At 73.6% G+C, this 14,409-nt stretch carries 14 protein-coding genes; 5 read left to right on the forward strand and 9 right to left on the reverse strand.

The window, feature by feature from the left end:
- Positions 1–28 precede the first annotated feature (28 nt).
- Positions 29–952: an NAD-dependent epimerase/dehydratase family protein gene (locus VTA80_RS08370; protein WP_407344928.1), complete on the reverse strand. Its 924-nt coding sequence runs from the start codon at positions 950–952 to the stop codon at positions 29–31.
- Positions 953–1,117: 165 nt separating this feature from the next.
- On the opposite strand from VTA80_RS08370, the gene VTA80_RS08375 reads away from it, so the two are divergent.
- A complete protein-coding gene (locus tag VTA80_RS08375) occupies positions 1,118–1,876 on the forward strand; it encodes a TetR/AcrR family transcriptional regulator (protein ID WP_407344929.1) in 759 nt (252 codons plus the stop codon).
- Here VTA80_RS08375 and VTA80_RS08380 read toward each other — a convergent pair.
- The 4 genes from VTA80_RS08380 to VTA80_RS08395 all read right to left on the reverse strand — a co-directional run bounded on the left by VTA80_RS08380 (position 1,845) and on the right by VTA80_RS08395 (position 5,746).
- A complete protein-coding gene (locus VTA80_RS08380) occupies positions 1,845–2,000 on the reverse strand; it encodes a methionine/alanine import family NSS transporter small subunit (protein WP_407344930.1) in 156 nt (51 codons plus the stop codon). The two genes, VTA80_RS08375 and VTA80_RS08380, sit on opposite strands and share 32 nt — an antisense overlap.
- Positions 1,997–3,583, reverse strand: coding sequence for a sodium-dependent transporter (locus VTA80_RS08385; RefSeq protein ID WP_407344931.1), 1,587 nt, complete (start codon positions 3,581–3,583; stop codon positions 1,997–1,999). Before VTA80_RS08385 ends, VTA80_RS08380 begins: the two co-directional genes overlap by 4 nt.
- Positions 3,584–3,771: 188 nt before the next feature.
- Positions 3,772–4,983 (reverse strand): NAD(P)/FAD-dependent oxidoreductase, encoded by a 1,212-nt coding sequence (locus VTA80_RS08390; RefSeq protein ID WP_407344932.1) that lies wholly within the window; start codon positions 4,981–4,983, stop codon positions 3,772–3,774.
- A gap of 40 nt (positions 4,984–5,023) precedes the next feature.
- Entirely contained in the window at positions 5,024–5,746 is a 723-nt protein-coding gene (locus VTA80_RS08395) for a purine-nucleoside phosphorylase (RefSeq protein WP_407344933.1), read from the reverse strand.
- Positions 5,747–5,860: 114 nt separating this feature from the next.
- Here VTA80_RS08395 and VTA80_RS08400 point away from each other — a divergent pair, with 114 nt between their 5' ends.
- Positions 5,861–6,658, forward strand: a complete 798-nt coding sequence (locus VTA80_RS08400) for an HNH endonuclease family protein (protein ID WP_407344934.1) — start codon at positions 5,861–5,863, stop codon at positions 6,656–6,658.
- Between the two features lie 92 nt (positions 6,659–6,750).
- Here VTA80_RS08400 and VTA80_RS08405 read toward each other — a convergent pair whose 3' ends face one another.
- Positions 6,751–7,128, reverse strand: a complete 378-nt coding sequence (locus tag VTA80_RS08405; protein WP_407344935.1) for a VOC family protein — start codon at positions 7,126–7,128, stop codon at positions 6,751–6,753.
- Between the two features lie 39 nt (positions 7,129–7,167).
- The gene (locus VTA80_RS08410; RefSeq protein WP_407344936.1) at positions 7,168–7,869 is read right to left on the reverse strand and encodes a DUF2993 domain-containing protein; all 702 of its coding nucleotides are present in this window, start codon (positions 7,867–7,869) and stop codon (positions 7,168–7,170) included.
- A 179-nt stretch (positions 7,870–8,048) separates the two neighbouring features.
- On the opposite strand from VTA80_RS08410, the gene VTA80_RS08415 reads away from it, so the two are divergent.
- A complete protein-coding gene (locus VTA80_RS08415) occupies positions 8,049–8,483 on the forward strand; it encodes a hypothetical protein (RefSeq protein ID WP_407344937.1) in 435 nt (144 codons plus the stop codon).
- Positions 8,484–8,648: 165 nt separating this feature from the next.
- On the forward strand, positions 8,649–9,353 hold the full coding sequence (locus tag VTA80_RS08420) for an exonuclease domain-containing protein (RefSeq protein WP_407344938.1): 705 nt from the start codon (positions 8,649–8,651) through the stop codon (positions 9,351–9,353).
- A gap of 41 nt (positions 9,354–9,394) precedes the next feature.
- On the opposite strand, the gene VTA80_RS08425 is transcribed toward VTA80_RS08420, so the two are convergent.
- Positions 9,395–12,529 (reverse strand): AAA family ATPase, encoded by a 3,135-nt coding sequence (locus tag VTA80_RS08425; RefSeq protein ID WP_407344939.1) that lies wholly within the window; start codon positions 12,527–12,529, stop codon positions 9,395–9,397.
- Complete coding sequence (locus tag VTA80_RS08430) at positions 12,529–13,731, reverse strand: exonuclease SbcCD subunit D (RefSeq protein WP_407344940.1); 1,203 nt, start codon at positions 13,729–13,731, stop codon at positions 12,529–12,531. Before VTA80_RS08430 ends, VTA80_RS08425 begins: the two co-directional genes overlap by 1 nt.
- A gap of 160 nt (positions 13,732–13,891) precedes the next feature.
- On the opposite strand from VTA80_RS08430, the gene VTA80_RS08435 reads away from it, so the two are divergent.
- The gene (locus tag VTA80_RS08435; RefSeq protein WP_407344941.1) at positions 13,892–14,323 is read left to right on the forward strand and encodes a MarR family winged helix-turn-helix transcriptional regulator; all 432 of its coding nucleotides are present in this window, start codon (positions 13,892–13,894) and stop codon (positions 14,321–14,323) included.
- Positions 14,324–14,409: the final 86 nt, after the last annotated feature.

Genomic DNA, 14,409 nt, shown 5'->3' on the forward strand with positions numbered 1-14,409 from the left:
GGGCGCGCCGGACAGGCCGGGGGCGGGGTCAGGTTCGGCTGCGGTAATGATCGATGACCTCTTTCAGGATTGTTTCCCAGTCGGTGGGGGCTAGGTCGAACGTCTTCTGGGCGGCCGTCGAGTCGAGCACGAACGGCTGCTCGAGCTGGTAGGCGACCTCCGGGAGCTCGCGCATCATCGGGTTGAACAGGCCCATCGCGCGGATGAGCGTCGGCGAGTACTCGCTGACCTTCACCGGGTGCAGGCCGGCGATGCGGGCGAGGTCATCGAGAGCCTCGCGCTGCGTGCGCGGCGGGTTGCTCGGCGTGTGCCACGGGCGACCCCACGCACGCTCATCACCGGCGACGGTGACCAGGAGGCGCGCGACGTCGTCGACCGCGGTCCAGGTGTGCAAGGTGTCCGCGCTCCGCATCACCGTGACGTTGCGGCCGCGCAGCAGCTTCGGGACCGCGCGGCCAAGATGACTCTCCGAACCTCGACCGACATAGTCCGCGCTGCGAACCTCGGTCGCTCGCACCCGGCCGGCGGTGTGCGCTGCGAGTGCGTCGCGCCACATCTGCACCCGGACCCGGCCCTTCGAGCCCGTCGCGGCGAGCGGTAGGTCCTCCGTCATCGGGGCGCTCACCGGTCCGTAGCCATAGAGGTTGCTCACGGTCACGAGCACGGCACCGGAGCGCTCGGCCGCGGTGAGCAGCGAGCTCGCGATCGGCGGCCAGTCGGTCGGCCACCGGTGGTACGGCGGGTTGGCGCAGTTGTAGAGGGCGACCGCCCCGTCCGCGAGCTCCACCATCCGGGGAGACGACGACGCATCCGCGGCGACCCGCGTCACGGCCGGGTGCTCAGGACCGGACCCCGACCGAGTGACGAGGACGACCTCCTCACCGCGGTCGACCAGGAGGTGCGCGGTGGCGGTTCCGACCGGGCCGGCGCCGACGACGACGTGCTTGGACATCTGGTTCTCCCTCGGCAACGAGTCCACCGCCGGGCGCGGTGCCGAGGCACGGTACGGCGCACGAGCGGTGCTTTCGACATCGACGGTGCCAGGCGCACGCGACCCTGTCAAGAGCACCGCTCTCGTTTGTTGCCATCGCTCTCGGTTTGGCCGATACTGGGACGCATGACCGAGCCCCCAGCGCCGTCGGCCCCCCACCCGGCCCCCGGCAACGCGCGCGAACGCGTGCGCACCGAGCTCACGAGCGAGATCAAGGTGATCGCTCTCGCCCAGCTCGCCGACGGCGGCGCGCCAGCGCTCTCGCTGCGCGGCATCGCGCGCGAGATGGGGATGGCGTCGTCGGCCCTGTTCCGCTATTTCCGCAACCGCGACGCCCTGCTCACCGCGCTGATCATCGACGGCTACACCGCCCTGGCTGTCGCCGCGGAGTCCGCCGAGGCGGCCGTGCACGCGGGGTCGGTCGAGGACCGCTGGCTGGCGATCTGCCACGGCGTGCGCGAGTGGGCGGTCACGCACCCGGCGCAGTACACGCTCATCTTCGGGTCGCCGATCCCTGGCTACGCCGCGCCGCAGGACACGATCGGGCCGGCGTCTCGCGTGCCGCTGCTGCTCGGGTCGCTGCTCGGCGACCTGATGGCGAGCGGCGGCTACGACCCGGCCGACCATCCAGAGCTACCGGCCGCCGTCGAGCGCGCACTCGAGCCCGTGCGCACCACCGTGCCGCCCGAGATCCCCGCCGACCTGCTCGTGCGCGGCCTGATGGCCTGGACCTACCTGTTCGGCGCGGTGTCGTTCGAGCTGTTCGGGCACCGCCACAACGTCATCGGTGACTACGCGGCGTTCTTCGACCATGAGATCGGGCGCCTGGCGGTGCTGCTCGGGCTCACGGAACCTACAGGTCGTAGAACACGAACGGGCCGATGACGTCGCCGGGATCGCCGGCGTCCTCCTCCTCGGGGTGCCGGCGCAGGTAGAGCGCGCTCGCGACGAGGCCTCCCCACACCACGCTGAGCGACACGATGAGCACCATCAGGGCTGTCGCGGTCATCGCACGAGCTCCTCTCGGGTCTGGGGCGAGCGCGGCGCGGCCGTCGCGGACGGGACGACGTCGGGCAGCGCGTCGGGCACGAACTCGTCGGGGCTGCGGCGCCAACGCAGCGCGTCGAGCACGAGCGCCCCGGCGACCACGGCCGCGAGCATGCCCCAGCCGAGGGTGTTCGAGAACCAGCGCGGGTAGTCCCCGTAGCCGTTGGCCACGAGGTCGATCACGCCCGAGACGAACATGATCAGCAGCACGACCGGGACCACGACGCCGACCAGCCAGCGCCACCACCCGCCGAGCTGCAGCGTCGAGACGGCGTTGAGGTGCCGCTGCAGCTCGGGCAGCCGACCCAGGACCCACGCGACGAGCACGGTCGCGAGGATCGCCGAGGCGACGATCCCGACCTCGTTGATGTACTTGTCCACGGTGTCGAGCACCGGGAGCGCTGTCGTCGTCGAGAACAGCACGAGCGAGACGACCGCCGCCGCTCCCCCGACGCGGATCGCACCCTGGCGGATGCTCAGCCCGAACTTCTCCTGGAACGCCGCGGACACGACCTGCAGGAGCGAGAGCAGCGACGTCAGGCCCGCGAGGGTGAGCGAGGCGAAGAACAGCACCCCGAAGATCGGCCCGCCCGGCATCATCGAGATGATCTGCGGGAACGCGACGAACGCGAGCGAGACCCCGCTGATCCCGTCGAGCTCGGCGATCGTCGTGCCGTTCTGGTTGGCCATGAACCCCAGGGCCGCGAACACCCCGACGCCGGCGAGCAGCTCGAACGACGAGTTCGCGAAGCCGACGACGAGGCCGGTCGCGGTGAGGTTGGTCTTGCGCTTGAGGTACGAGGAGTACGTGACCATGATCCCGAACGCGACCGACAGCGAGAAGAAGATCTGGCTGTACGCCGCGATCCACACCCCCGGGTCGGTGAGCGCGGACCAGTCGGGCGTGAAGAACGCGTTCAGGCCGTCCATCGCCCCAGGCAGGAACAGCGCGCGGATCACCATCGCGACGAAGAGCACCACCAGGACCGGCAGGCCGACGACGTTCGCGCGCTCGAGGCCCTTCTGCACGCCGAGTGCGAGCACCGCGAGCACCAGCACCCACACGGCGAGCAGCGGCCACAGCACCCCGGGGACGACGTCGAGGCTCACGCCGGGGGTCGACGCGACGTGCAGGAAGCCGCCGGTGAAGAACCCGGCCGGATCGTCGCCCCACGCCTTGGTGAACGAGAACCCGAGGTAGCTCGCCGACCAGGCGATGATCACCGTGTAGTACAGGATGATCACGAAGCAGATCGCGACCTGGAACCAGCCGAGCAGCTCGGCGCGCTGGGCCAGCCGGCGGAACGCGGTGGGGGCCGAGCCGCGGAACCGGTGCCCGATCGCGTAGTCGAACAGCAGCACGGGGATGCCGGCCGTCAGCAGGGCGATGAGGTACGGGATGAGGAACGCGCCGCCCCCGTTCTCGTACGCGACGCCCGGGAAGCGCCAGATGTTGCCGAGCCCGATCGCCGAGCCGATGGCCGCCAGGATGAAGCCGCGCTGACCGGACCACTGCTCGCGTCTCGGATGTGTTGCATGAGCCATGGCAGTCCCTCTGTTCGGCAGGTGGGCGCAAGCCCACGAGAGAGGGTCGACGCGGGCCGACGGCGTCGCACAGTCACGGCGTGTCCAAGGGGCAAGACGATATGCACGCTACGCCGGACACTCGGATGACGGGCTTCCGTCTCGCCGTCGCCGCCCGGCGTCCGGGTCTGCCCCGGTTTGGGGGTCGGTCAGACCTCGCTGAGGCCGATCGCCGGATCCGACAGCCGCGCCGGGTCCACCTCGCGTGCACTCACGATGAGAGCCTCGAGGTCACCGACGAGATCCCAGCGGTTGACCGTCATCGCCGCGAGCACCCGACCGCCGCCGAGCCAGAACGCGATGAACTCGTGCCGCGCGACGTCACCTCGGAACACCACGCGGTCACTCGCGCCGGGGGCGACGTAGCCGACGTACTCCATCCCCAGCTCGTACTGGTCGGAGAAGAAGTACGGCAGCCGGTCGAAGACGACGTCCTGCCCCAGCATGGAGCGCGCCGCGAGCGCTCCCTGGCGGCGCGCGTTCTCCCAGTGCTCGACCCGCAGGCGGCGCCCCAGGGTCGGGTGCAGGGCGTTCGCGACATCCCCGGCGGCGAACACGGCCGGGTCCGCGGTTCGCAGGTGCTCGTCGACGTCGACGCCGTCGGACACCGCGAGCCCGGCGTCGGCCGCGAGCGTCACCACGGGCGCGATCCCGACGCCGACGACGACGAGGTCGGCGGGCACGGTGGTCCCGTCGGCGAGCTCGACGCCTTCCTCCGTCAGGCCTGCGACCTGCACCCCGGTCAGCAGGTGGACCCCGTGGGCCCGGTGCAGGTCCGCGAACACCTGGGCGACCTCCGGCCCGAGCACCCGCAGCAGCGGCAGGTCAGCGGTCTCGAGCACCGTGACCTCGAGGCCTCGGGCGCGCGCGGCCGCGGCTACCTCGAGCCCGATCCAGCCGGCGCCGATGATCGCGAGGCGCGACGACTCGCCGAACGCGATCCGGAGGCGGTCGCAGTCCTCGAGCTGGCGCAGGTAGACCACCTGGTCCCTGTCGGCGCCCGGCAGCCGCAGGCGGCGCGGCTCGGAGCCGGTCGCCAGCAGTAGCCGGTCGTAGCCCATCGTCTGGCCGTCGTCGCAGGTGACCGTCTTCGCCGCGCGATCGATCGAGGTCACGGTCGTGCCGAGCCGCAGGTCGACGTCGTTCCAGGCGTACCAGTCGCTCGGGTGCACGAAGACGTCCTCGCGCGCCGACGTGCCCTGGAGCAGACCCTTCGACAGCGGCGGACGCTCGTACGGGCGGTTCGGCTCGGCCCCGAGGAGCACGAGGCGCCCGGTGAACCCTTCCTCCCGCAGCACCTGCACAGCGGTCGCGCCGGCCAGGCTCGCGCCGACGATGACGAAGGTCTCCTCGGATGCCATACCCCGTCGTTACTCCTGCGCGCGCGGGAGCGTCAAGCCCTCACGCGTTCGCGAACGCGGCCAGACCGAGCTGCACCGACCGGTCGAACAGCAGCTCGCGCTCGTCGGCGGACAGCGACGCGTCCCGGAACAGCAGGTCGGAGATCGTGCAGATCGCGAGCGCCTGGCCGCCCTCGGCGTCGGCCACCGCGTAGAGCGCCGCCGCCTCCATCTCGACCGCGAGGGTGCCGCTGGCGACGAGCAGCGCGTTCGTCTCCGGGCGGTCCGCGTAGAAGGCGTCGCTCGAGAGGACGGCCCCGGCGTGCACCGCGCCGGCCCGCGTTCCGGGCGCCGTCGTCGCGGCCGCGACCGCCGCCGCCGCGAGCGCAAAGCTCGGCGCGTGGCTGTAGTGGATGCCCGGGATCCGGTTCGCGCTCATCGAGGAGTCGGTGTGCGCGGCGGTCGCGATGACGACGTCGCCCACCTCGAGGATCGGCGCCATGCCCCCGGCTGTACCGATCCGGATGATCCGGCGCACGCCGAAGAAGCGGAACAGCTCCGTGGCGTAGATGGCGATCGACGGCATGCCCATGCCGGACGCGAGCACCGACACCGGCCGGCCCTGGTGCGTGCCGGTGTACCCCAGGATGCCGCGTACCTCGGTGACCAGCCGGGCGTCGTCGAGCACGGTCTCGGCGATGTGGCGCGCGCGGCGCGGGTCGCCGGGCATGAGCACGTCGGGGGCGAAGTCACCGGGCGCGGCGGAGATGTGCGGAGTAGCCATGGTTCGCAGGGTAGTGCCCGGGCGGACCGACCTCGGGCGGCGCCTGAGCCGTGCTCTCCACACGGCTCAGGACGCCCCGGCCCGACGTCGGCACCTCGTGGCACGCTCGCCGATGTGCCCTCCCACTCGCACCGCTCCGCACCGTCCGTCGACCCGCCATGGCTTGCGCGGCGCCCTCGGGCGGGCACCCGGCGCGGGCCGCGCGCCCCGCGGACGGTGGTGCTCGCCGCTTACGTCGCGTCCGGGCTCGCAGTCGCCGTCGGGCTCGCCCTGGCGGCCGGGGGGATCACGACGGCGGCCGCCGGGCTGCGCTACCCGGTCACCGCCGACGACGTCGCGTCCGCGCGCGCTGCGCTGGACGCGCTCGAGGTCAAGGGCCGGGCCCCGAGCACCGGGTACGACCGCGACCAGTTCGGGCCCGCCTGGGCAGACGTCGACCGCAACGGGTGCGACACCCGCAACGACATCCTCGGCCGCGACCTCACCGCGGTGACGTTCACCCCCGGGACGAGGGACTGCCAGGTGCGCTCGGGCACGCTCGCGGACCCGTACAGCGGCACGGCCATCGCGTTCGCCCGGGGGCCCGAGACGAGCGCGGACGTGCAGATCGACCACGTCGTCGCCCTCGCCGAGGCGTGGCAGAAGGGCGCGCAGGGGTGGAGCCCCGAGGTTCGGGAGGCGTTCGCGAACGACCCGGCGAACCTCCTGGCCGTCGACGGCCCGCTCAACCAGGAGAAGGGTGCCGGCGACGCCGCGACCTGGCTGCCGCCGCACAAGCCGTTCCGCTGCCGCTACGTGATCCGGCAGGTCCGGGTCAAGGCCGCCTACGGGCTGTGGGTCACGGCGGCCGAACGCGACGCGATCGCGCGCGAGCTCGGGCGGTGCGAGGTCGTCGCGGCTGGGTCCGGCTGACGGCCGACGAGTGGCACGAGGACGGCTGTGCTCGGTGCTCGGTGCTCGGTGCTCGGTGCTCGGTGCTCGGTGCTCGGTGCTCGGTGCTCGGGTCAGTCCAGCCCGCGCTCGGACTCGCCGCGCTCGACGCAGAACTCGTTGCCCTCCGGGTCCGCGAGGACGACCCAGCCGCGGCCGTCGGGCGTGCGCTGGTCGTCGACGTGGACGGCGCCCAGGTCGAGGAGCCGCGCGACCTCCTCGTCGCGGGTGCGGTCGCTGGGCTGCAGGTCGACGTGCAACCGGTTCTTCACCGTCTTGCCCTCGGGCACCCGGCCGAACAGCATCCCGATGTCGCCCGTCGGGACCAGCACGACCTCGTCGTCCGGCCGGTCCTGCTCGTCGACCGCCGAGCCGAGCACGCGCGCCCAGAACAGCGCCAGCTCGTACGGGTGGGCGCAGTCGACGGTCACGTGCCGGATCCCGGAGGTCATCGCTCCACTCTGGCAGCACGCCAACCGGGATGCTGCAGGTCAGGGGGTCGGGCTCGCGGCCGGCAGCACCACGTCGAGGCCCGTGGCGGTGATCCGCACGCCGCCGCCCTGGACCGCGACGTCCGACAGCGTGAAGCCGGCGGGCAGGCCGGCGATCGGAACCGTGAGGTCGCTCAGCTGCCCGGCGAGCACCCCCGGCAGATCGGCGACGGCGACGGTGAAGCCACCGAAGGTGACCGACGCGACGTCCACCCGGATCTCACCGTTGTCGACCCGCGGCACCAGGGCCGCCGTCACGTCGAGGCCGAGCACCTTCGTGGCGGCCGTGAGCTGGTCGTCGGCGATCTGGAGGTCGACGTCGAGGTCCGAGTTCGCCGCGACGAGCTTGTTGAGCTCGGCCGCCGAGAGGGTGCCGGTGAGCGCAGCGTTGTCGACGGAGTACGGCTCGGTGGTGGTGACTCCATCGGCGTCGACCTCGACGTCGGTCACCTCGACCCCGTCGAGCGTGAGCCCCTCCGCGTGGGCGGTGACGTGGCTGAGCTTGCCGGCCGCGAGCTGGGTGAGGAACGGGAAACCGCCGATCGTGACGTCCGGCTCACCGGACACCCCCTCGACGTTGGCCTGGATCTCGGTGACCGCACGGTCCTGCGCCCGGCCGACGGCGACCCGGTCGACCACCACCGCGCCGCCCGCGAGCAGCACGAAGACGGTCGTGCCGATGGCCACGCCGCGAGCTCCCATGCAGGCCACTGTACGAGGCGACCCGCGCAGGACACGGGTAGGAGGCACGCAAACTCCAGTCGTGGCGCAGGCGTCGCGCAGGCATGGCGGGAGCACCAGAACTGAGCCCCCAGCCGTACTAGCGACGCGCCGATCGGCGCCCTAATCTGGAAGCAGATCTCGCCGAACGGGACGAACCGATGCGCTGGATTCCGCTGATCCTGTTGGCGGCGGTCGCACTGTGGGCGCTACGACCGCTGTGGCGACGCCTGCGGTCGCCGTCGCGCACTAGGCCGCGCGGTCCGGATGCCGCGCCCGAGCCGGGGAGACGGCGCCGTCCCCGTCGCATCGTCCGACTGCTGCACCGGCGTCGCGGCACGCCACCGAACCCGTTCGAGGTCCTGCGCGTGCAGACCCGGCTGAGCGCGGTGGCCGATGAGGTCCGAGCGCTCGAGCGTGACGAGACCGCGTTCGCGCGCGCCCACCACCTCGAGGCGACCCAGCGCGCGTACGACGCCCTGCTCGCCGAAGCCTGCGTCCTGGCCGGCGTGGCCACCCACGCCACCGATCCGGGCGACGAGTCCGAACGCTTCCGCGAAGAGGTAGAGCTCACCTCCCGCGGCTGGTCCTGGTAACCCCTCCTTCCCCCCTCCTCCCTCCCCCCGCCTACTCGCGAACTCGGAGGTTTCACGCGAACTCGGACACCCCGGTGTACGAGTTCGACGCAAACCTCCGAGTTCGCGGGGGTTGGGCGGCGTGGGGGCGGGGGACTCCGGGTTGGGGTGCGAGGGTTGGCGACCATGAGCGGGTATGCGGTCGTCGACACCGAGACCACCGGGTTCTCACCCGCACACGGCGACCGGGTGCTCGAGGTGGCCGTCGTGCTGCTCGACGCACAGGGGCGCGTCGAGCGGGAGTGGGAGACCCTCCTCAACCCGGACCGCGGCGTCGGCCCGACCCACGTGCACGGGATCACCGCAGCCGAGGTCGCGCGCGCGCCCCGTTTTCCCGAGGTCGCGCGGTACCTCGCCTCCCTGTTCGCGGGTCGCCTCGTCGTCGGGCACAACATCGCGTTCGACGCGCGTTTCCTCGCCGCCGAGTTCGCCGCCGCGGGGATGACCGTCCCGTTGGAGCCCGGCCAGTGCCTGTGCACGCAGGCGCTCGCACGGCAGCACCTGCCCGGACCGCGGCGCACGCTCGCGATCAGCTGCGAGCAGGCCGGCGTGATCCACTCCGGCGCGCACTCGGCGATCGGGGACACCCGCGCCACCGCGGAGCTGCTGCAGTACTTCCTGCGGCGCGGCCCCGTCCCGCCGCCCTGGCGAGCGCTGCACGACGCCGCCGCCCGTGCGCCCTGGCCGGGCGTCTCGCTCGGCGGCACCGGGTTCGGTAGTGGCGGACCGGCCGAGGGGATGCTCGACCTCGACAGCGTCAGCGTGACGCCGGCCGCCGCGCCCGTCCGCACTTTGGTGCGGCACGGCTACCGCGAGGCTTCCGCGCGCTGAGGACGGCCGACGTCAGCCTCGCGCGTCAGCCAACCCGACCGTCAGCCGGCCCGAACCGTCAGGGTGCTCGAGCCGTCGGGCAGCCGGCGGACCTCGATCCGTTCCGCGATCGACTGCTTGAGCGCCTCGACGTGGGAGACGACCCCCACCACTCGCCCGCCCGCCCGCAGCTTGCCGAGCTCGACCAGCACGGCCTCGAGCGTCTCCGGGTCGAGCGAGCCGAAGCCCTCGTCGACGAACAGCGTCCCGAGCTCGATCCCGCCCGCCTCGGCGGTCACGACGTCGGCCATCCCCAGCGCCAGGCAGAGCGAGACGTAGAAGGTCTCGCCGCCCGACAGCGTGCGCGGATCGCGCGCGGCCTCCATCCGGTGGTCGATGACCTTCATCGACAGTCCGGTTCGCCGGCTGCGCACGTCCTCGCGCTCGTCGCTGCGCACGAGCTCGAACCGCCCGTCCGACATCGACAGCAGCCGGTCGTTCGCCGCCGCGACCACGTCCTCGAAGCGCTTGACCAGCACGTACGTGGCGAGGGTCAGCCGTTTGGTGTTGTCGCCGCCCGACGCCGCGGCCAGGTCGGCCATCCGCACCACCGGCCGGGCCAGGTCGCGCGCCGTCTGCAGGAACTCGAGCGCCGCCTCGACCGCACCCATCGCCCCCGCGGCCGACGTCGCGGCCCGGGTCGCGAGCGCGGCCGCACCGCTGGCGGCACCTGCGGCCGCCTCCGCACCGTCCAGCTCCGCCTGCGCCGCGTCCAGATCGACGACGACGTCGTCCGTCAGCCGGGCGATCGCGGGGGCGGCCAGGCCGTCTGCGACCCGGGCGACCGCGGCGGCGTGCACGTCGACCGTCGCCTCCAGCCGGACGAGGTCGGCGGGGGGCAGCAGGGCGGCCCGGGCTGTCGCGGCATCGGCGAACCCGTTGGCCGCGAGAGCGTCGGCGAGCTCCCTCGACCGGGTGGTGAGGTCCTGCTCGGCCCGGTCGGCAGCCTCGAGCGCCGTCGCGAGCGCGCCGCACGCCACGACCTTCTCGCGCAGCTCCGCGACCACAGCAGCGACGGTCGGCGCGGAACCACGTGCGGCGTCGATCTCGTGGATGTCGGCGGCGAGGTCGGACGTCAGCGCCGCGATCGCGGCCCGCGCGGTCGCGATCGCCGTGTCGAGCGCGCGAGCGCGCAGGAGCGCCTCCTCGGTGGCGGCGTCGTGGTCGGCGAGCGCCGCCCGGAGCACGTCGAGCTCGGTGCGGGCGGAGACGGCCATCGCGACGAGCACGGCCAGGTCGGCCGCGTCGGCGTCGTGCTCGGCCGCGGTCTTCGGGCCGGCGAGCGCGCGCTGTCCGGCGAGCCGCTCGGTCAGCGTCGCCACGATGCCGGACGCTCGGGTGGACGCCTGCTCCGCGGCAGCGCGGACCGCCTCGGCGGCCTCGACCTGCTCGGCCGTGGCATGGTCGACGGCGATCCCCGCGGGGTGCGGGTGCTCGAGCGCGCCGCACACCGGGCACGGCGCATCCGCGGCGAGGCCGGCGGCCAGCTCACCGGCGATCCCCGCGAGCCGGCGACTGCGCAGGTACGCCTCGCCCGCAATCGCCTCGCGGGCCGTCGCGAGCGCCTCAGCGGCGGCCGCGATGGCGGCGGAGAGCGTCACCGCGAGAGTCTCGGCCGACCGCGCGGCCTCCGCTGCGGCGCGGGCGGCGGCTTCCTGCTGGCGGCGGGCGGGCAGGTCCGCGGCAACCTCCCGGGCGGCGGCGGTCGCCCTGAGGATCTCGGCGCGCACGGCCGGCCGGGTCGCGGCGTCCGCCGCCAGGCTCTCCTGCTCGGCCAGGGCGCGCGCGAGGGTCGCCTGGTCGGCCGCCAGATGGCGACGGCGGTCGGGCAGGTCGCGCTCGAGGTCGGCGAGCCGAGCAAGGGTCGCGGCCTGGGCGGCGTAGTCGTCGCGGGCCGCGGTCAGGCCGACGCGATCGAGCAGGGCGAGCTCGGCGGGCACCTGTGCCCGGGCGCGGGTGAGCCGATCCCGGGCCTGCTCCGCGGCCGCGGCGGCGACCTCGGCGGCGGTGAGGACGGAGGTGACGACCGCCGCGCGCCGGGCCAGGTCGCGGCGCTCGACGTCGGCGGCCCGGGCGGGCGCGTCCTGGGCGAGCCGGTCGCGCTCGGCGCGCAGGGCGTCGCGCTGCGCGATGGCGTCTGCCAGCGCCCGAGCCGTGTCGAAACCCGACCGTGCCCCGGCCAGCCCGTCCCGGGCGATCGCGGCGGAGGCGGCCGCCTCCGCCGCGGCGGCCGCAAGTGCGTCGACGTGCGCCCGCACCGCCGGCAGCACCTCGGCGGAGGCCGTGTCCGCGAACGCGCGCAACTCGCTCGCCGAGGCCAGCGACCCGTGCCCGGCCGCGCCCCCGACGGCGTCGTCGGTGATCTCCGCGACGTCGGTGATCTGCGCGCCATGGGTGATCTGCGCGTCATGAGTGATCTGAGCGCCATCAGCGATCTCCGCGGCCCCGAGGAAGTGGGCCACGGCTGCGCCGACGTCCGTGCGGGCCGCGCCGACGGCGCGCTGGGCGTCCTGACGCATCACGGCGAGCTGGTCCTGGACCCGCTCGTACACGGCGGTACCGAAAACCTTCTGCAGCAGGCTGCGGCGGTGCTCGGGGTCCGCGCGCAGGAAGCTGGCGAACTCCCCCTGCGGCAGCACGATCGTCTGCACGAACTGGGCACGGTCGAGCCCGATCGCCCGCTGGATCTCCGCGCCCGCCTCGTCCAGCCGCGTCGAGATCAGCTCGCCGCCTGCGGGGTCCACCGTCCCCGGCTCCAACGCGCCGTCGGGTCCGGCGAGGCGCCACAGCTTGACCGACGCCTGCTGCTTGGTGGTGCCCGCGCCGCGCTTCTTGGCGCGCTGCCACTCGGGGCTGCGCAGCACGCGGTACTCGCCCGAGCCGGTCTCGAACACCAGGTCGACGAACGTCTCGGTGTCAGGGTCGGCGTAGCCCGACCGCAGCCGGTCGTCGCTCGAGTCCGCCGAGGCGACCTTGCCGTACAGGGCGAACACGATCGCGTCGATGATCGTGGACTTGCCCGAGCCGGTCGGGCCCTCGAGCAGGTACAGCCCGGATGCGCCGAGCTGCTCGAAGTCGATCGTGTAGGTCCCGGTGAACGGCCCGAGCGCCTGCAGCGTGAGCGAGCGCAGGTGCATCAGGCGCTGCGATCGAGCGCGAGGACGTGCTCGAGCGCGGCGCGCAGCGCGTCCGCCTCGGCGACGGTGGGTCCGGCGGCGGTGATGTGCTGGACGAACTCCGCGGCCACCTCGAGCGGGTCGCGCGCCGAGGTCACCGCCACGTGCTCGCGCTCGCCTGCCGCCGTCGGCGGTCGGTGCTGGACCACCAGGGCGTGCGGGAACCGCACCTTGAGACGCGCGTACAGCTCGGGCGGCCGGGCGACGTCGGTCACGATCACGCGCAACCAGTCGGCGACGTACGGCTCCCCGGCAGCCCCGAGGAGCTCCTCGAGCGTCCCGGTCACCTCCGCGATCCGCCGCGGGACCGGCGCGGGGACCAGTCGCGGGGCGCCGACGACGCCGTCCGGGCCGACGTCGATCAGCACGCTCGACTTCACCTGGTGCAGCTCGGAGAACGAGTAGGCCAGCGGCGAGCCCGAGTACCGCAGCACGGTGCCGACCGGGCCCGCGATCCGCTGCGGCCCGTGCAGGTGCCCGAGCGCGACGTAGTCGAACCCCGCGAACAGCCCGGCGGGCACGTGGTCGACGCCACCGACCCGGATGTCCCGCTCGGACTCCGAGGCCTCACCCCCGAGCACGAACGCGTGCGCGATCACGACGGCGCGCGGCGCGAGGGTCCCCGCGGCCGCGGCGGCCGCCGTCCGGCCGGCCAGGTCCGCGCGCACGCGGTCCAACGCCGCGCCCGTGACGGCCTCGTGCGACCGGGCGAGCGGCTCGGCCGGGACGGGCGCCAGCGCCCGGCGCACCACGTCCGGGTCGAGGTACGGCAGGCCGTACACGAGCACCGGAGCGTCCCCGGTGCCGGCGCGAGAAGCCAGGGTGACGGGCGACGCGACGTCGGCCACGCGCGTGCGCAGGTGGACGCCCGCCCGCATGAGGCCCGCACCGAAGCCGAGCCGGATCGCGGAGTCGTGGTTGCCCGACGTCACCACCACGACGGCGTGCTCCGACAGGCGCGCGAGGGTCTCGGAGAGCAGCGTGACGGCCTCGACCGGCGGCACCGCGCGGTCGTAGACGTCGCCCGCGACCAGGACGGCGTCGACCCCCTCGGAGCGCGTGAGCTCCACGAGGTGGTCGAGGAACGCGGCCTGGTGCTCGAGCAGGTCGACCCCGTGCAGGGTCCGGCCCAGGTGCCAGTCGGACGTGTGCAGGAGTCGCATGCCCCGAAGGTAGCCGCCCCCACCCACATCCCCGACGCTCCTCGCCGGGCACCGGTGGATCGGTGCGGCCGATGACGGTCGCGAGACCTGGCGACCCGAGCGGCCGACCGGCGTGCCGATACAGTCGATGCCAGCGCATGGGTCTTCAAGGAGGTCCTCGATGCATTCGGCCGTCGAAGCCTGGGAGTCGCTCCTGCGCGCCCAGATCACCCTGATCAAGGAGTTCGCCGAGGACTTCCGCGGCGGACCGGTGACGATGCCCGAGTACGACGTGCTCTACACGTTGACCGACTGCGCGCCCACCGGCGTCCGGCTGCACGAGCTCGCGGAGCACGTGCGGCTCAGCCAGCCGGGCCTCAGCCGGCTCGTCGAGCGGATGGAGTCGGACGGGCTGGTCCACCGCGCGCGCGACCCGCAGGACGGGCGCGGCACGCGAGTCGTCCTCACCGACCTGGGCCGCGAGGTGCAGCAGGAGACCGGCCGGCGGCACGCGCGATCGATCGTCGCGCGCGTCGGCACGGCGCTGTCGCCCGAGGAGCAGGCCGAGCTCGCCCGGCTGTGCACCAAGCTCCGCGACCCGACCCCCCGCTGACCACCTCCCCCCGCTCACCCGTCCCCACCCCCCGCTTCTCAGGGAGATGTGCGCGCCGGACGCACCGATTCCTCGGAAAACTGGGC

Source organism: Pengzhenrongella phosphoraccumulans, from assembly GCF_045689905.1.
GTDB classification, from domain to species: Bacteria; Actinomycetota; Actinomycetes; order Actinomycetales; family Cellulomonadaceae; genus Pengzhenrongella; species Pengzhenrongella phosphoraccumulans.

Bases quoted from the DNA above. Each gene is read 5' to 3' on its own strand.
- VTA80_RS08370 (WP_407344928.1), bottom strand. From the start codon at position 952: ATGTCCAAGCACGTCGTCGTCGGCGCCGGCCCGGTCGGAACCGCCACC.
- VTA80_RS08375 (WP_407344929.1), top strand. From the start codon at position 1,118: ATGACCGAGCCCCCAGCGCCGTCGGCCCCCCACCCGGCCCCCGGCAAC.
- VTA80_RS08390 (WP_407344932.1), bottom strand. From the start codon at position 4,983: ATGGCATCCGAGGAGACCTTCGTCATCGTCGGCGCGAGCCTGGCCGGC.
- VTA80_RS08425 (WP_407344939.1), bottom strand. From the start codon at position 12,529: ATGCACCTGCGCTCGCTCACGCTGCAGGCGCTCGGGCCGTTCACCGGG.
- VTA80_RS08415 (WP_407344937.1), top strand. From the start codon at position 8,049: ATGCGCTGGATTCCGCTGATCCTGTTGGCGGCGGTCGCACTGTGGGCG.
- VTA80_RS08395 (WP_407344933.1), bottom strand. From the start codon at position 5,746: ATGGCTACTCCGCACATCTCCGCCGCGCCCGGTGACTTCGCCCCCGAC.
- VTA80_RS08385 (WP_407344931.1), bottom strand. From the start codon at position 3,583: ATGGCTCATGCAACACATCCGAGACGCGAGCAGTGGTCCGGTCAGCGC.
- VTA80_RS08435 (WP_407344941.1), top strand. From the start codon at position 13,892: ATGCATTCGGCCGTCGAAGCCTGGGAGTCGCTCCTGCGCGCCCAGATC.
- VTA80_RS08410 (WP_407344936.1), bottom strand. From the start codon at position 7,869: ATGGGAGCTCGCGGCGTGGCCATCGGCACGACCGTCTTCGTGCTGCTC.
- VTA80_RS08430 (WP_407344940.1), bottom strand. From the start codon at position 13,731: ATGCGACTCCTGCACACGTCCGACTGGCACCTGGGCCGGACCCTGCAC.
- VTA80_RS08420 (WP_407344938.1), top strand. From the start codon at position 8,649: ATGAGCGGGTATGCGGTCGTCGACACCGAGACCACCGGGTTCTCACCC.
- VTA80_RS08405 (WP_407344935.1), bottom strand. From the start codon at position 7,128: ATGACCTCCGGGATCCGGCACGTGACCGTCGACTGCGCCCACCCGTAC.
- VTA80_RS08380 (WP_407344930.1), bottom strand. From the start codon at position 2,000: ATGACCGCGACAGCCCTGATGGTGCTCATCGTGTCGCTCAGCGTGGTG.